This window comes from Geminocystis sp. NIES-3709, assembly GCF_001548115.1.
Classification (GTDB): Bacteria; Cyanobacteriota; Cyanobacteriia; order Cyanobacteriales; family Cyanobacteriaceae; genus Geminocystis.
In genome coordinates this window covers 1,392,017-1,408,198 of record NZ_AP014821.1, presented here as the reverse complement: position 1 = coordinate 1,408,198, position 16,182 = coordinate 1,392,017, and the positions used below count along the sequence as shown (strand labels likewise).

General features: G+C 31.5%; 15 protein-coding genes and 1 pseudogene. 6 read left to right on the top strand and 10 right to left on the bottom strand.

Annotation, left to right across the window (positions count from 1 at the left end):
* Window positions 1-3: 3 nt before the first annotated feature.
* From GM3709_RS20975 to GM3709_RS05930, 5 genes and pseudogenes are all read right to left on the bottom strand, one after another.
* On the bottom strand, window positions 4-609 hold the full coding sequence (locus GM3709_RS20975; RefSeq protein ID WP_197671868.1) for an IS630 family transposase: 606 nt from the start codon (window positions 607-609) through the stop codon (window positions 4-6).
* A 13-nt stretch (window positions 610-622) separates the two neighbouring features.
* Window positions 623-1,000 carry a helix-turn-helix domain-containing protein gene (locus tag GM3709_RS20970; RefSeq protein ID WP_197671867.1) on the bottom strand — a complete coding sequence of 126 codons (378 nt, stop codon included), beginning with the start codon at window positions 998-1,000 and terminating at the stop codon, window positions 623-625.
* A 261-nt stretch (window positions 1,001-1,261) separates the two neighbouring features.
* Window positions 1,262-2,149 (bottom strand): AEC family transporter, encoded by an 888-nt coding sequence (locus tag GM3709_RS05945; RefSeq protein WP_066117218.1) that lies wholly within the window; start codon window positions 2,147-2,149, stop codon window positions 1,262-1,264.
* A gap of 132 nt (window positions 2,150-2,281) precedes the next feature.
* Window positions 2,282-3,044, bottom strand: a pseudogene (locus GM3709_RS19615) (IS5 family transposase).
* 93 nt (window positions 3,045-3,137) lie between these two features.
* Window positions 3,138-4,037 carry a LysR family transcriptional regulator gene (locus GM3709_RS05930; protein WP_066117211.1) on the bottom strand — a complete coding sequence of 300 codons (900 nt, stop codon included), beginning with the start codon at window positions 4,035-4,037 and terminating at the stop codon, window positions 3,138-3,140.
* A gap of 198 nt (window positions 4,038-4,235) precedes the next feature.
* On the opposite strand from GM3709_RS05930, the gene rfbB reads away from it, so the two are divergent.
* The 3 genes from rfbB (at window position 4,236) to GM3709_RS05915 (ending at window position 7,224) form a co-directional block, all read left to right on the top strand.
* Window positions 4,236-5,303 (top strand): dTDP-glucose 4,6-dehydratase, encoded by a 1,068-nt coding sequence (gene rfbB / locus GM3709_RS05925; protein WP_066117208.1) that lies wholly within the window; start codon window positions 4,236-4,238, stop codon window positions 5,301-5,303.
* A 106-nt stretch (window positions 5,304-5,409) separates the two neighbouring features.
* Window positions 5,410-5,865, top strand: a complete 456-nt coding sequence (locus tag GM3709_RS05920) for a nitrate reductase associated protein (RefSeq protein WP_066117205.1) — start codon at window positions 5,410-5,412, stop codon at window positions 5,863-5,865.
* Between the two features lie 984 nt (window positions 5,866-6,849).
* Complete coding sequence (locus GM3709_RS05915; RefSeq protein WP_066117202.1) at window positions 6,850-7,224, top strand: AbrB family transcriptional regulator; 375 nt, start codon at window positions 6,850-6,852, stop codon at window positions 7,222-7,224.
* 177 nt (window positions 7,225-7,401) lie between these two features.
* On the opposite strand, the gene GM3709_RS05910 is transcribed toward GM3709_RS05915, so the two are convergent.
* Together GM3709_RS05910 and GM3709_RS05905 are read right to left on the bottom strand one after the other, a co-directional pair.
* The gene (locus GM3709_RS05910; protein WP_066117199.1) at window positions 7,402-8,136 is read right to left on the bottom strand and encodes a hypothetical protein; all 735 of its coding nucleotides are present in this window, start codon (window positions 8,134-8,136) and stop codon (window positions 7,402-7,404) included.
* Between the two features lie 90 nt (window positions 8,137-8,226).
* On the bottom strand, window positions 8,227-9,828 hold the full coding sequence (locus GM3709_RS05905) for a glycosyltransferase family 39 protein (protein WP_066117196.1): 1,602 nt from the start codon (window positions 9,826-9,828) through the stop codon (window positions 8,227-8,229).
* A gap of 107 nt (window positions 9,829-9,935) precedes the next feature.
* Between GM3709_RS05905 and GM3709_RS05900 the strand changes: the two genes are divergently transcribed.
* Window positions 9,936-11,075: an LptF/LptG family permease gene (locus GM3709_RS05900; protein WP_066117193.1), complete on the top strand. Its 1,140-nt coding sequence runs from the start codon at window positions 9,936-9,938 to the stop codon at window positions 11,073-11,075.
* A 316-nt stretch (window positions 11,076-11,391) separates the two neighbouring features.
* Window positions 11,392-11,742 (top strand): hypothetical protein, encoded by a 351-nt coding sequence (locus tag GM3709_RS20075; protein WP_066117189.1) that lies wholly within the window; start codon window positions 11,392-11,394, stop codon window positions 11,740-11,742.
* 181 nt (window positions 11,743-11,923) lie between these two features.
* Here the strand turns inward: GM3709_RS20075 and sixA are convergent, their stop codons facing one another.
* Together sixA and GM3709_RS05885 are read right to left on the bottom strand one after the other, a co-directional pair.
* Entirely contained in the window at window positions 11,924-12,418 is a 495-nt protein-coding gene (gene sixA / locus GM3709_RS05890) for a phosphohistidine phosphatase SixA (RefSeq protein WP_066117186.1), read from the bottom strand.
* Between the two features lie 161 nt (window positions 12,419-12,579).
* On the bottom strand, window positions 12,580-13,491 hold the full coding sequence (locus GM3709_RS05885) for a CoB--CoM heterodisulfide reductase iron-sulfur subunit B family protein (RefSeq protein ID WP_066117183.1): 912 nt from the start codon (window positions 13,489-13,491) through the stop codon (window positions 12,580-12,582).
* A gap of 366 nt (window positions 13,492-13,857) precedes the next feature.
* Between GM3709_RS05885 and GM3709_RS05880 the strand changes: the two genes are divergently transcribed.
* Complete coding sequence (locus tag GM3709_RS05880) at window positions 13,858-14,727, top strand: phycobilisome linker polypeptide (RefSeq protein ID WP_066117180.1); 870 nt, start codon at window positions 13,858-13,860, stop codon at window positions 14,725-14,727.
* A 113-nt stretch (window positions 14,728-14,840) separates the two neighbouring features.
* Here the strand turns inward: GM3709_RS05880 and GM3709_RS05875 are convergent, their stop codons facing one another.
* Complete coding sequence (locus tag GM3709_RS05875) at window positions 14,841-16,124, bottom strand: glutamyl-tRNA reductase (protein ID WP_066117178.1); 1,284 nt, start codon at window positions 16,122-16,124, stop codon at window positions 14,841-14,843.
* Between the last annotated feature and the right edge of the window lie 58 nt (window positions 16,125-16,182).

Sequence of the window (16,182 nt, the reverse complement as noted above, 5' to 3'; positions counted from 1 at the left end):
TACCTAGGCAAAATTAATTGTACATTTTAAACCAAAGTTTATAAGAATATTTTCTACTCCTTTTACTAAATCTAAATAACTTTTATAACAGGAGTTCTCTAACCATTTATATTTCATAAATCTCCACAGTATTTCTATTTTGTTTAATTGTGGTGAATAGAGTGGTAGAAAGAATATTTTTAATCCTTTTTTTCCCCATTCTTCTTCTTTATTCCAGAATTTTTTATTTTGATGAATCGAGGCATTATCCATTACTAATACTGTTTCCTTCTTTATTTTTTTACTCAAGTTATCTATACAAGCTATCACGACATCACTATTGATTGATGACTCAAATACATAGCTTTCTAACTCATTATTTTTTTTCATAAATCCTAACACATTTAATCTTTTACTTAGGCTACTTTCTCTTTCTATTTTTCTCCCTTTTTCTTGCCATCCATAAGGTAAACAAGGTCCTAAACTAAATCCACTTTCATCACCATAATATATATCTATTTTTCCTTCATTTTCTGCTCTTTTTAGTTGCTCTAATTGTCTCTTTTTTTGTAAGTATAATTCAGGGCATACTTCCCCTTTTACCTTTTTCTTGAACCGATACCACCCCATGCCCTTTTTTTTGCTAATCTTTTTTCGTATCTTTGCTTATTTTTATCTCCCACTCATTTTCTATTTTTTCTTGAACTATCTTTAAGGTTTTTGGATGAGATTTTATCCATTCTTTTACTTTTAATTCTTGTTGCTCATTTAAAGTTGATTTTCTTCCTCTTCCCTTCAAGCTATATAATCCATTTAAACCATTTTTTTCCCAATTATTAAGCCAATTATAAATTGTATTTCTACTAATATTTAATATTAACATTATTTGAGTAATTTCATAACCTTGATAACTTAACAAAATCGACTTTGCTCGATGTCTAACTTGATAGTATTTACTTTTTTGTTCAATAGTCTTTAATAACTGTTGTGTTTCTGGGGCTAATCTGGTAACAAATCGCATTTTTTATCCTTGATTTACTTATTTTTCATATTTTTAGCAGATTTTAAGCTACATTAATTATTTTTAAATATAAATAAAACTTTTGTATATTACTTTTTGATTTTATTAAATTTATTTTAATGTTCTAATTATACAATTAATTCTGCCCACTTACTTATGAGGTTTTCAACGAAAAAACTCATTTTCCCCTGCACCTTCAAAAGTAATCTTGAGGGTTCAATCACTATTTAGACAAGGGTTGTAGTTCTCATTCAGCAAACCCTAAGTTATTAACCAAATTATCAGAGGTAAAGTTGCAAAACTCATCACTGTAGAAATAATAATAGTTCTTGCTACCATTACAGTATTTCCTCCAAATTCTTTGATCATTATTACTGCATTTACTGCTGTTGGCATAGCTGTTTGTAAAGTTAATGCTTGTAAATCTAGTCCTGTTAAACCGACTAATATTCCTATACCGTAAGCTATTATAGGAGCGATCGCTAATCTGATAAAAGTCGCCCCCATTTCTCCGACACTCACCTCTAATTTAGTATTATTTAACTGCATCCCCAAGATAATTAAAGCAATAGGAATAGCAGAAATACCTAACCATTCTAAACTTTTGCCTAAATTAAAAGGTAATGTTATATCAGCGACATTTAAAACAATACCAAATAACATTGCCCAAATTAGAGGTAACTTCCATGTAACTTTTAACCCCATGAGAAAACTATCACCCTTCAAAATTCCGGGCAACATCCCAAATAAGACAATACTGGAAAAAATCATGTAAATTATTGCTCTTTCTAATCCTTCGTCTCCCAAAGCAAAAGCGATGATTGATAACCCCATATTCCCGTTATTTGGGCAAAGGGTAATGGCTAACAATCCCTTACTATCATTTTGGGATAGTTTTAATAATTTACCAACAACGAAAACTCCACCATAAAGAATTGCCGTTGTCAAAATATAAGCCAACAATATTTTAAAAGCACTTTGTGCGGATATTGTTGAACGATAAAGACCATCTGCTATTAATGCTGGTGCTAAGATATAAACACTAACTTGAGATAATGTAGATTGATCTAATTTTAATCTTTGACCTGCTATATAGCCAATAGCGATAATTAATCCTACTGGTAAAACTGACGATAATATTATATTCACGGCAAATAGTGGAAGATTAACAAATAGAAATTAACCTCTTTTTTCAGTCTCAGATCTTTCACCAAGAAAAATTGATATGAAAGTCAGTGGCTTCCAAGGTTAGTGTAAGGTATTTTTATCTAGGGCGTGTCATCAATTAAGCCAAATAACTATTGCCGCTAGATAAATACCACCAAGAAAATTTATTTTTCGTTTGTCATATCTGGTGGAAATCCCTCTATACTGTTTCAACCGAGCAAAAAAGTTTTCAATTAAATGTCTTGCTTGATATAAATATTTGTCATATTCTCGTTGTTTTTTTCTATTCTTCTTTGGAGGTATAACTACTGTTTTACCTTGTCTTTCGAGTTTTTCAATTACTCTCTCATCGGCATCATAACCTTTATCCCCTAATAAAGTATCTGTTTCCAAATCCTCTAATAAAATATCTGCACCATCCAAATCACAGTTTTGCCCTGGTGTAAGGAAAAAACCTGTGGGATTCCCCAAAGCATCTACGGTAGCATGTATTTTTGTACTTAAACCACCTTTACTGCGACCAATGGCTTCTTCATTTTTATCCCCCCTTTTGCACCTGAGCTATGGTGATGTGCTCTGACTATAGTTGAATCAATCATCGCATATTCATTATCCGCATCCCCCGCCAAAACTCGAAAAACTCTTTCCCAGACACCTTTTTTATTCCAACGACTAAAACGAGTATGAACCACTCGAAAATCACCAAATTGATCAGGTAAATCTCGCCAAGGAATACCCGCTTTATACCGGTACAAAACCCCTTCCACAAATAATCGAATCGGTTATCTCTAGCTGTAACTCCTACTGTACCGTGACGACCGGGAAGCAGGTTTTTAATTCTATCCCATTGATCATCTCTTAAAGCATAACGATTCATTTTCTTAGCACACCCTATTTTCGTGAAAAAACTACTTGAAAATATATTTTACCTGTTTTTCAGTTCTAATTGATGACACGCCCTAAGATTAACTTAAATTTCCATGAGTTGACTTTTATCAATTAAAAAATCTAAAAATGTTTGAGCAATAACTGATAATTGTTTCCCTGCTAAATAGGAAATATACCAATGTTTAGGAATAGGGAAATTTTGCACATCAAGAATCGTTAAATCTTCATGACAGGCAGAAGTTAAAGTATGTTTTGATAACACAGAAATTCCTAAACCACCTAAAATAGCTTGTTTAATTGCTTCATTACTTCCTAATTCTAAGCGCACTTTTGCTTTAATATTATGTTCATTAAATAATTTTTGTACTGCTTTACGAGTACCTGATCCAGATTCGCGCATAATGAAGGGATAGGGTTGCAAATTTTCTAAAGGTATTCTTTTATTATTAGCTAAGGGATGATCTTTGCGGGAGATCGCTACTAATGGATTATTAATGAAAGGTTGACTTTTGAGATCAATTTCTTCAGGGGGTTGACTCATGATGTATAAATCATCTTGATTATTCAACATTCTCTGCTGTATTTGTTGATGATTAATTACTTGAAGTGCAACATCAATATCGGGATAAAGTTGACAAAATGAACCTAAAATGCGAGGAATAAAATAGGCTGCGGTGGTAATGACAGATAAACGCAATTTGCCTTCTTTTGTGCCTTTAAAGTCAGCAATTTTCATCTCAAAGTTATCTAACTCCGTAAACACATCCTGACAAGTCGTCAATAATGCTTTTCCTGCTTCCGTGAGATAAAGTTGTTTCCCGATTTGCTCAAATAAAGGTAAGCCAACAGTCTTTGTTAATTGTTTCACTTGACTTGATACCGTTGGTTGAGTTATGTCTAATTCTTCTGCCGCTTTGGTAAAACTTCCTAAACGGGCAGTAGTTTCAAAGACTTTTAACTGATGCAATGTTGCGTGAATCAAACATTAATCTCCTTTATATATTTATCTTTCTTAATAAATGGTACATTATAGATAGATAAAAGTCAATACTTAACAATCTCATCGAAGTTGTGGAATTTTGGTTAACTAAAAATTTAGAATTTGCAATGTAGAATAATACTGTTTTTTTCCATGGGGGATGTTGGTATAATGATTCGGCGCTATAATTTTTGATTATTTATGAGTAAAAATATTTTAGTAACTGGTGGTGCAGGATTTATTGGCTCAAATTTTGTTAACTATTGGACAGAAAATCATCCTCAAGATAAAGTTATTGTTTTCGATGCCCTTACTTATGCTGGAAATCTTCAAAATTTAGCTAACTTACAAACCAATCCCCATTTTTTATTTATTCAGGGAGACATCTGCGATCGAGTCTTAGTTGATAAAATATTAGAAAGAGAGAAAATCACTACTATTACCCATTTTGCCGCCGAATCTCATGTTGATCGGTCGATTTTAGCACCTTCAGCTTTTATTCAAACCAACGTTATGGGCACATTTACTCTTCTAGAGAGTTTTCGTAATCACTGGGAAAAACAAAACCAATCCCCTGATTATCGTTTTCTTCATGTTTCTACTGATGAAGTTTATGGTAGTCTAAACATAGATGATCCCCCTTTTACCGAAAAAAATGCCTATGCTCCAAATAGTCCTTATTCTGCCTCAAAAGCAGGAAGTGATCATCTAGTCAGGGCTTATTATCATACCTATAATATACCCACAATTATTACCAACTGTTCTAATAACTATGGTGCATATCATTTTCCCGAAAAATTAATTCCCCTCATGGCTATCAATATCCTCTTAGGAAAATCTCTCCCGGTTTATGGAGATGGTCAAAATATACGAGATTGGTTGTATGTTAAAGATCATTGTCGTGCTTTAGACACAGTTTTACACCAAGGAAAGCAAGGAGAAACTTATAATATCGGTGGTAATAACGAAGTAAAAAACATTGACTTAGTAAAATTAATTTGTCAAATTATGGATGAAATTGCTCCAAATTTACCTGTTAAACCTTCTCATCAACTAATTACTTTTGTAAAAGATCGACCCGGTCATGATCGACGTTATGCTATTGATAGCAGTAAACTGCAAAAAGAACTAAATTGGAAACCATTTGCAACCCTTGAAACAGGATTAAAAGAAACCTTGCAATGGTATGTTAATAATTCTCAATGGTGGCAACCACTACTATCAGAAGACTATCAAAAATACTATCAAAAAAATTATACTGTAGAGTAAATAAAATAAAGAAGTAGGGTGAGCATTGCCCACCAATTCTACTACTATTTAGTGAATAGTGAATAACGAATAGTTAGTGGTAATTATAACAGATTGATAACAATAAATGAAACAATTTTTTGAATTTGAAGCCGATTTTGTCGCTTCTCTGCGTTGTATCCCTATGATAGTGAGATTTAAATTAGATACTTGCGGAGTTAAATTAAAACTTCATCATTGGTACAATTTTAATCATCTCGAAAAAGAAGTGCTAATAAATAAACCCTGTGAAACTTTTACACAAATTGTTGAATATCGTCAATACTTAAGAGATTTAGTTTATGAAAAAACTAAAGAATATCCTAAAGATTTAGAAATATTATCTAATCCTGAATGGCTTAATATCGATATAATACCAGATACTATACAGAAAAAAGCTAAAGAATTTGATTATCAGTTAACCTTATTTCAATGGCAAAAACTAACACCTTTACAACGATTTGCTTTAATAAAATTAAGTCGCCCAAGTCATGAAAACAACAATTTTTTACCCGCTTTGAAAGAATTTGAGTTGGTTTCGTAAACTATGTTAATTCTTGTGAATTATAGCAGAAGGCAAGAGACAACTAATAAGAGTTTCATCAATTTTTACTAATATTAGACATCGCCATATTTTCTAAAAATGCGGCTGAAATGCTTATTCTAGGGTTTTAAAATCGTAATTTTTGGAGAAGTCTATTAAACTATGCAACTTTTATGGGTTTTATAGTATTCCTAAATCATTTGTGATAATTTTAGATACTTGTAATTAAAGGGATTAGCTTTTAGCCTTTTTTCCATTAAAGAATAAGTAATCAATTACTATATGTTGGCCAGAAATTTAACTTCACAATAGCTGATAACTAATTGCTAATTGCTGAGTGCTTAATTAAACATAATTATTTCTCACGAATCTATAGGATTGCTATACCTTATTTTCATTTGTAAATCTAAATAGGTTTCAGGTTAGTCAGTTAAGTTGAAATTGAGAAATAAAATTGAAAGAAAGACAGTTTACAAGTCAAAAAAGAGGTTCGTTTTTATAATATTAACTTATCAAAACAAAATTGATCCTCTACTATTTATTACTTCAAAACAAAAAAATGTTGTTTCCATCCAAAATATTGTTTCCTTCTATTTCCTATCTCCTAACCTAAGCAAAATATTAGAACTAAAATGGGATTGCCATATTTACTGAAATTATCAATATAAAAATTATCTTAAATTATATTCTTGACTTCCTTATTAAAAAATTTTTTATTTGTTTAAACATCCAGATGTCTTAAATATTATCAAATATCTTTACGAAATTACTAATTAATATCTTAATCCTCAAGAATTTACGAAAAATATCATTATAAAGATAAATTAGTAAAAAAGACTCTGAAAATCATAGTCAAAGATTATGTTTAGAAAAAAAGTAAAATTTGACTTTATTAGTATATTATGGTTAATGAACAAAAATTTAAAAACTATTTTGTATATTGACTCAAAATAGGCAGTTTAAAAATTAGGAAAATAGAAGTAAATGGCAAACAAAAAGCAACAACCTCTTACAGGAAAAGAATTACTCAAAACTGTAAAAAAATTGGGTAATGTTTCACGAGAAGTAAAAGCGATTGAGTGTGGTTATTATACTTTGACAGATAATGATCAAAAAAGAGTTAGTATGGTTAAATTTCTCAATGCTTTAATAGAAGCAGAAGGAATTAATCTCGATAATGAAACTACTGTCGATAGTAAAAAAAGAGGCAGAAGTGCTAATTTTCGCATTAATGTACAATCTAATGGTAATCTTTCGATCGGTAAGGCTTATACTGATAAAATGGGTTTAAAACCGGGAGATGAATTTGAGGTTGTATTGGGAAGAAAAAATATTCATCTCAGACAATTAAGCGATTAATTGAATTTTCTTAACCTCTTTTTGAGATGAGGTTTATAAGCATTCAGGCAAAAAGCAAAAGGGAATGAAAACATAACTTTTAACTTTTTTTTGATTAAAAATAAGTTTAACTATTAGGTGAGTAATTATAACTATTTTCTCTTTTGCTAACGACTGATTGCTAAGACTTAAATGAGTTTATTGAGACTTTTTTTCTCCGGGTAGTGTGCGACTAACTTTAGCCGGTAATAAAATTTTTTCTTGTTGACGATAACCCACAAAACGAATGTAAACCATTTCATTTGGGATTAAATTTTCTTCGTCACTATAATGTATTTGAGGATTATATGAGACTTTTTCCCAAGGTTTGCCAATAGATTCTATTCCCCATTGTATTAATACTTTATCTAAGGGTTTTAGTAAGGTAATCACATTTTTGGCAGGTAACTCTGGTTTTAGTTTTACCATGATTTTGGCAGTAGGATAGTTGGCGAGTAATGTTTGTAACGACTCAAAAGATTTTTGTTGCCAATCTCTAATTAATTTTATCGGTAAATTTTCTATTTCTTGATTTAATTCCAGACATTTTTTTTCTAATCTTTCTATCTGGTTTTCCAAATTATCAACTTTTGTTTTTGATTCTTGCTCAGATTTTTTATATTTATCTTGATTGTATTCTAATCGATCGCTGACAGTTTGTAATTCTTCTTGTAAGGCTTTTATCTTTTCAGTAGCGAAAGCTAAATTATTAATTTTAATTTCTAGTTGTTTTTCTAATTTTTGAATTTTAGTTGAATCACGAAAAGAGGAGTCAAATGAAGGTATTTTTTTTGAGGAGGAGGAATTATTATTATCTCGTCTTAGAGTAATTAAAAAGCCACAACTTCCTAACCATAACAAAATCCCTAAAGAAAAATAACTTAAATCTATCATGATTGGTTTCAATGATCATAATTTATTGGTTTATCAATTTCTTTATTATAGGGATATAGGGATAGTCAACACAGGAAAAACTCTGTCATCTTAGTTAATTTTTTCTTGTCTGAAATCGGGGATAGTGATTAAATTTATTCCTTCATAAATATAGAATACCTCTGTTATTTCTCCTGATCGAAATAAAGGAATTTCAGTTATTTTTTTCCACTGTTGAAAATATTGACGGTACTTTTGTTCTAATTCTTTTTTTGCAAATCGTTGCGTTGTAATATATAATCCCCGTTTTCTTTTAAGATTTTCCAGGGGATACCAATAGTTAAATCCACGACTATCATCACTAAAACAAGTTACAGGAATTTCTGTTAAAGGTGCGATCGCCATACCAATGTAACCTCCGAGATAATATTGATTGGTAAAAATAAAATCTGCTTGTTGTAAGGCTTGGGAAAATTCTGAGGAGTTTTTAAAGTTTGATCGTAATTGTATAATATCGATTAATTCCGTAGAAGGATCATTTTGTGGTGCAATTAAACCAGAAAAGAAAGCATTTTGATTCGGTTTTTGAAATAACCCCATACTAAAATGAGATAACATCACAAAAATAATAGTATTAATAATTAGAAAAGAAAAGAAAAACCAACGTTTAATTAGTTTGGGATATTCTTTAGCCCATTTAGTGCAATAATTACCTAAAATCAGAGTTAAAAACCAAAAACCGGGCATTGCCCAAGTAGGCAGAATTTGTGTCACAGCCCCTAAAAGAGTAAAACCAATAATTAAAGGTAAACAAACCCATAAAATTAATCGATAACGAAAATTAAATTTAACAGTAATTTCTTCCCAAAAAGTAACCCCCCCAATCCACCACAGAGGAAAACCAAAACTAGGAAATAAATAACCAATACTAACTAAGGCAACTACAATTGTATTAAAAGGATTAATGGTGATAGTAGATGAAGCGGGGGAATCAAAACGAGTCGAAAGTTGAAAACCAAAAGATGCCCAATCATTTTGCCAATTCCAATATAAAAGAGGAAATAAAGTAATAATAAATACTAGAAAACTTAAAATTAACCAAGGAGAAGAAAAAACTCGCCTATAGGGATAATTAAAAATACAAAATCCGACTAAACCTAAAGCAAAAATAAACCCATGATATTTACTTAAACAAGCTAATCCCAAACAAAAACCTATTAAAATAAGACGATAACTAGGTTTATAGGTAATTTTATTTTGAAAAGGAAAAAACTCATAAGATGCAAATAATAGTGTTAATGTTAGAAAAAAAATTAAGGGAACATCAGGTAACGTTAAAACCCCAAATGCGACTGTAAAAATGGGAATTGAAGACGCTATGAGTAATGTCATTAACCCACTTTCGTGATTAAATAGGTTTTTTCCTATTAAGTAAAGAAAATATAAACTACCTGTCGTGATAATTAGTGTACCAAAACGAATGGTAAATTGATTAACTTCTCCTGTTAACCATACTCCCAAACCGGTGGTTAAAGATACTAGGAAAGGATGATCAAAATAACTCCAGTCTAAATTTTGCGTGTAGAGATAATAATAAGCCTCATCATATCCTGGTTGTAAATATAGGGCAATAATGGCTCTAATGATTAAACCAACTACCAGAATTACAGTTATCGGATAGGATAAGATTGACGAGTTTTTCGTTTTGATCATTAATTCTAGTTATGAAATCGTCCCTGAATAAAGTTAGTATATAGTTTGAAAAAACTTGTTTTTGGTAACTCTAATCTTGATAAGTCCAATTTATCATTTTAAGTTGAATGCGCACTTTTAAACTATCAATAATGGATGTTTATTTGGTAAGAGAGTTGATGAGTCCCTTTTTCTTTGGTGTAGCACTTTTTTCTGCTCTAGGTGTTGCGATCGCAACCTTATCTGATTTAAGTTATAAAATTGTTAACTCCAACTTACCATTAATCTCTGCCATCGAAATATTTTGCTTAAAAATACCTGAATATATAGCCTATGCTTTACCCATATCACTTTTATTAACCACTTTAATCACCTATAGTCGTTTAAGTAACGATAACGAATTAATTGCCTTGAGAAGTACAGGAGTTAGCCTTTTTCGACTAATTATTCCAGCCTTAATTTTCAGCTTATTAATTACTTTTTTAACCTTTGTTTTTAACGAATTAATTGTTCCAAATGCTAACTATAAAGTTACCACTATTTTAGTGGATAAACTTAATGAACAAAGAAAATTTTTATTGAGACAAGATATTTTTTATCCTGAATATATTCAAGTTCAAGAAGAAAATGGAAGAGCAACAAAACAACTAAAAACATTATTTTATGCCCAAGCATTTGACGGAGAAAACATGAAATCTGTGACTATTTTAGACACAGAAAAAAAGACATTAAATAAAGTAATAATATCAGAAAAAGGACGCTGGAATAGCAGATCTCAAGTGTGGGATTTATTTAATGGAGTAATCTACAATATCAAAGAAACTCCCTTAGCAGGGAAAGAATATTTTTTTAGACAAACGCAAATTTCTTTATCCAAAACTCCCTTAGAATTAGCTTCTAAAAGTCGAGATCCTTACGAAATGAATATTGCACAATCTCAAGAATATATTAGATTATTAAGATTATTAGGAGATGAAAAAACTGTTTTAATGTTTCAAGTCAGGACTGCTCAAAAAATTGCTTTTCCTTTTGTTTGTATTATATTTGCTTTAGTTGGATCTTCTTTAGGTTCTCGTCCAAATAGTGCCAGTAAAGCCACTGGTTTTGGTATCTGTGTAGCCATTGTTTTTGGTTACTATTTTATCGGTTTTATGATTGGTAGTTTAGGATTAATTGGTGTTATTTCTCCTTTCATGGCAGCTTGGATACCGAATATTTTAGGTTTTTCGATCGGCATTTATTTACTATTTAAACCTAATTTTGCTTAAGAATAATGAATATAGCAATCCTAAATGATTTGTAAACAATTAATAAATGACCAATGACAGGGAGCATCCCATTTTTGCACTAAGCACAAATACTTAATCTTGCTTTCGCTTATCACAACAGAAGTAATACTTATGATGATTTAGGAGAATATCAGAAGGCGATCACTGATTTAAAGAAAGCTAAAAATTTATTTATTCAACAAGGAAACACGGAATTTGTGAAACTAATAAAAGACACAATACAAAAAACATTACAAAGAATATGATGCCATTGATTGTTAAGATAAATTAATTTACACTAATTGGTTGAGATAAAATGTTTTCTTTTGACTTTTCTGCCCCTCAAGTTCAAGCCTCTATTATTTCGGGGGGGTGTTCAATTATTAGCACAATTATTGCGGCTATTACTGCTAAACTTATTGGTCAGGTTATAAGTAACAGACGTAAACTTCAAGAATATTTGGACTTAGCGATAAAGGACATTGCTTTTTTACTAGAAGTTGAAAAGTTACATTGCGAAAGAAATAAGGAAAAGTTAGAAGGATCACAAAAAAATAAAATAAGACTTTATGTAAGACGATCAGGCTATTCATTTTCAGGTAAATTTACCCCCGGTAGAGTAAAAGAAACAAAAATAAATACAAATAATTCTTTGGCCAAAAAATGATGAATATATTGGGGAAGGATGGACTCAATAAAAACGCTGTTAACACGTATCCGCTAAATTTTAAGAATATGTACAATAGATACCAAATGGGTTCTATAGAAAAATTAACAACAAAAGTAAAGTAAATGAAGAAGAAATAATCTTTAGGCTTTGAGACACAACTTAAATACGAATGCTATGATCAATTACTTATCCATTTTGGACCTGCTAATAAAAATAATTCACTGTTACCAATAGGGTTAGATAAATCCCATAATTCAACACCGATAATACCACTTTTTTTTACTATTAATTTTCCTTTAATTTCTCCGAAAACTAATAATTCAACCCAATTTCCCAAATCTGGTTGATGCCCTACCAAAGCCAAACAACTATTTTCTCGATAATCAGAATTTTGTAACCAGTTAATCAACTCTAAAATATTACCATCGGGAGTTAAAGCAGAATGTTCTATAATTTCACTACTTAATTTTGCCTGTTTAAGAAGAATTGCTGTTTCTTTTGCTCTAGTATAAGGACTTGTTATAATAACATCAAATTTTATGTCTAAATAAGATAATTTTTGAGCTACTTTTTGAGTTTTAGTTATCCCTTTAGAGGTTAAAATTCTATGGGAATCATCTTTTTCGATCGATCTCAATTCTGCGATACCGTGACGGATAAAATATATAATCATATTATAAAACTATTAAGTTAGTAAAGTTGACAATTAATTGACATAAAAAATTAATGATTTAAGTTATCTTAAAAGAGCAAAATCTGATATTTTGTTTGACAAATCTATTTTTAAAAGTTTTACTTAATTTCCATAATTACCTTAACTCAAAAAGCCTTTAATTAGTCTGGATTATATCGGTTTTTATTAATGATATTAATAATTTTTTTAGTTGAAACAATATGATGATTTATCCCTAATTCTTCGGGTTTAATACCTAATGCTAAACCCACTAATTGAGGTAAATGTAAAATAGGAATATCTAATTTTTGATTTATTATTTTAGCAACTTCTGGTTGACGAGAATCTAAATTAAGATGACAAAGAGGGCAAGGTGTAACAATACAATCTGCACCTTGATTTATCGCATCCAATAAATTATTACCTGCCATCTGAAAAGATTGTTTTGTAGCGTAACTGGACAAAGGCCAACCACAACATTTGATTCTACCTTCATAATAAACGGGAGTTGCTCCTAATGCAGTAAAAACACTTTCCAAAGATTGAGGATTGAAAGGATTATCAAAAGGGAGATTTTTTTGAGCGCGTAACAAATAACAACCATAAAAAGAAGCACATTTCAATCCTGTTAATGGTTTAATCACCTTGGCTTTCAATGCTTCTAAACCATAATCCCCCACTAAAGCCCATAAAATATGTTTTACTACCGTTGTACCCTGATAAGGAGAGCAATTTTCTTTTTCTAAAAAACTATTAACCTTACTCAAATAATCAGGATTATCTTGTTGTGCCTCTTTTAGTCTTTCATCCACATGACCAATTACCCCTTGACAAGTGCTACAGTGGGTTAATAAAGGTAAATTAAGAGATTCTGCTAAGGCAATATTACGAGCATTTACGGTATCTTCTAATAATTGAGAATCTTCTTTGTAAGTTCCAGAACCACAGCAAGAGGCTTTCTTCAACTCGATTAATTCAATGTCTAAAGCGCTACTAATAGCCATAGTAGCAGTATGTAACTCTTTACACGCACCTTGAGAAACACATCCCGGAAAATAAGCATAACGAAGCATAGCACAAAAGTTGATAGTTGACAGTTGACAATTCTCAATTCTTAATTATCAATTATCAATTATCAATTCGACCTTCTCTTTACAAATCTTGATAATAAATGCACACTTCTCATAGTATAAATAGATTTGACTGGAAATAAAAATCCTGTCATAAAAAATGATTATTAATTAATTCTTAGAGACTTAAGTAGGTAGGCTCAACTCTTTACCTTATAAGCTCCTAAGAGATTAATAAGTGTACACACTTAATAGCTAACCGTATCCGATTAAACTTTTCTAATTGGTATTTATTACTACTTAGTTTATTAAGTTTTGTTAAGAAAATTAAATTTAAAAATTAACACACTCGTAAAAGGAGACTATTAGATGTCTTTACAACAAAGCGCAAATTTGGGTATCAGTTTATTTGAAGAAGCATCCATTGTAGAAAGAAAACCCCATGATTCTGACGAAAGAATTTCTCAGATTATCAATGCCGTTTATCGTCAAGTAGTCGGAAATTCTTATATCATGAGTAACGAAAGAGTTACAAATGCAGAATCTCGTTTCCGTAATGGACAGTTAACCGTCAGAGAATTTGTTCGTGCGATCGCAAATTCCGATTTATACCGTCAACGTTTCTTTGAAACTTGTCCTCGTTATCGTTTTACTGAACTCAATTTTAAACACTTTTTAGGACGTACTCCTGAAAATCAAGATGAAATGAGATACCATAGCGATATTTTAGACACTCTCGGTTACGAAGCTGATATTAACGCTTATATTGATAGTGACGAATATACCGAAGCATACGGAGATAATATTGTTCCTTACTATCGTGGTTATAAAACTGCCAACAATCGTACAATGGTAGAGTTTACCCATATGTTTGCAATGCTTCGTGGTGCAGCTAGTAGTGATGTAGGTAAATCTTTACAATCTCCTGTAATTCATAAAAGCGTGTTAACTCAAACCCCCTTATCAGTAATTCCTCCTTCTGGTGGTTCGACTGGTGGTGGTTGGGCTTTCCAAGAAACTCCTTTAACTTCTGCTACCCGTCAGGGTGTAGGTGCTGATGAAGATGGTGCTATTTACCGAGTAGAAGTAACGGGCTACCGCGCAAAAGTTTATAATGCTTTTCCTAAATATCGCCGTCCTAACAAAGTTTATATGGTTCCTTTTAGTAAATTATTTGAACTTTATCAAACTTTACACAAACAAGGTGCAAGTATTGCTAGTGTAACTCCTGTTAATTAAGATATACTTTTTTAATTAAAACTTATGAGCAAGGGGATTAAACCCCTTGTTTTTTATTGAAGTTGCTGTATTAAACAAAATATTTCCTATCAAAAGACTTTTTTGTCTCTAAATTAACCAAACTGTTCGCTAATTTCAAGGTTAAATAAAGTTTGTAAAGTCTGTAAAGCCTTGCGCCGAGCTTCAATATCCTGTTGAGCTCGTAACTGTACCATAGGATCATGTAGAATTTTGTTAACAATACCTCTGGTTAAGGCTTCTATTACTTCTTGATGTTTTTCGGCAAATTCTGAACCTAATCGGGATAAGGCTTTTTCTAATTCTTGTTCTCGAATTTCTTCAATTTTACTGCGTAAACAGCTAATAGTTGGCACGGTTTCTAAGGATTGCCACCACAACTCAAAAGCCTCGATTTCTTCTTCCAATAATATCTCTGCTTCTCTTGCCATTTCTCGACGACTAGCGTGATTTTGAGCAACTACCGCTTTCAAATCATCAACATTATAGGAAATTATAAAATCTAATTCTGCCACATCACTGGAAACATTGCGAGGGACAGAAATATCCACTAACATGATCGATCGAGATGCTTCTATATTGGAGAGATTATTTTTATCAAGAATAGGCACCATTGAACCAGTGCTAGTAAACACTATATCTGATTCCCTCACCACTGTCATCATATCTTCGAGGGGATGAAGCTGTAAGCTAACTTGGGGAAACTGTTTGGCGAGTTCTTGCGATCGACTGGTAGAACGATTTACAATAGCAATATTATCAGCCCCTTTTGAGGCAAGATGTTGCACTAATAACCGAGACATTTTTCCCGCACCAATAATTGACACTTTTTGAGAGGATAAGTCATCTACTTTGGTATCCACTAATTCCACCGCCGCCGAACTAATAGAAACAGCACCAGTACCTATATTTGTTTCTGTACGCACCCTTTTTCCAGCGCTAATGGCTTGTTTGAAAAGTCGATCGAGTAGTCGTCCCATACCTTGATATTTTGTAGCTAATTTATGGGTATTTTTGACTTGGGCTAAAATTTGCCCTTCCCCTAATACAAGGCTTTCTAATCCCGCAGAAACTCGCATTAAGTGACGAATTGCATCTTGATGTAATAAAATAAATAGATGTCGTCTTAAATGGTGTAAAGACAGATGTCCTATTTCTGCTAAAAATTGAGTAATTTCTTTAACTCCTTGTTCCGTTTCTTTTACCACAGCATAAATTTCAAGCCTGTTGCAAGTACTGATAATACCAACTTCTTCGATATGAGGGTAACTAAGAAGATGCTTTATCGATTCTTCGATTTTGGCTTCAGGAATACTCAATTTTTCTCGTACTTCAACGGCGGCGGTTTTATGGGAAAGTCCGACTACAATAATATTCATATTATGTTCTGATGTCGAAATAAATTTTGTTTACTATAAAAAATGCTTTTTAAACAAT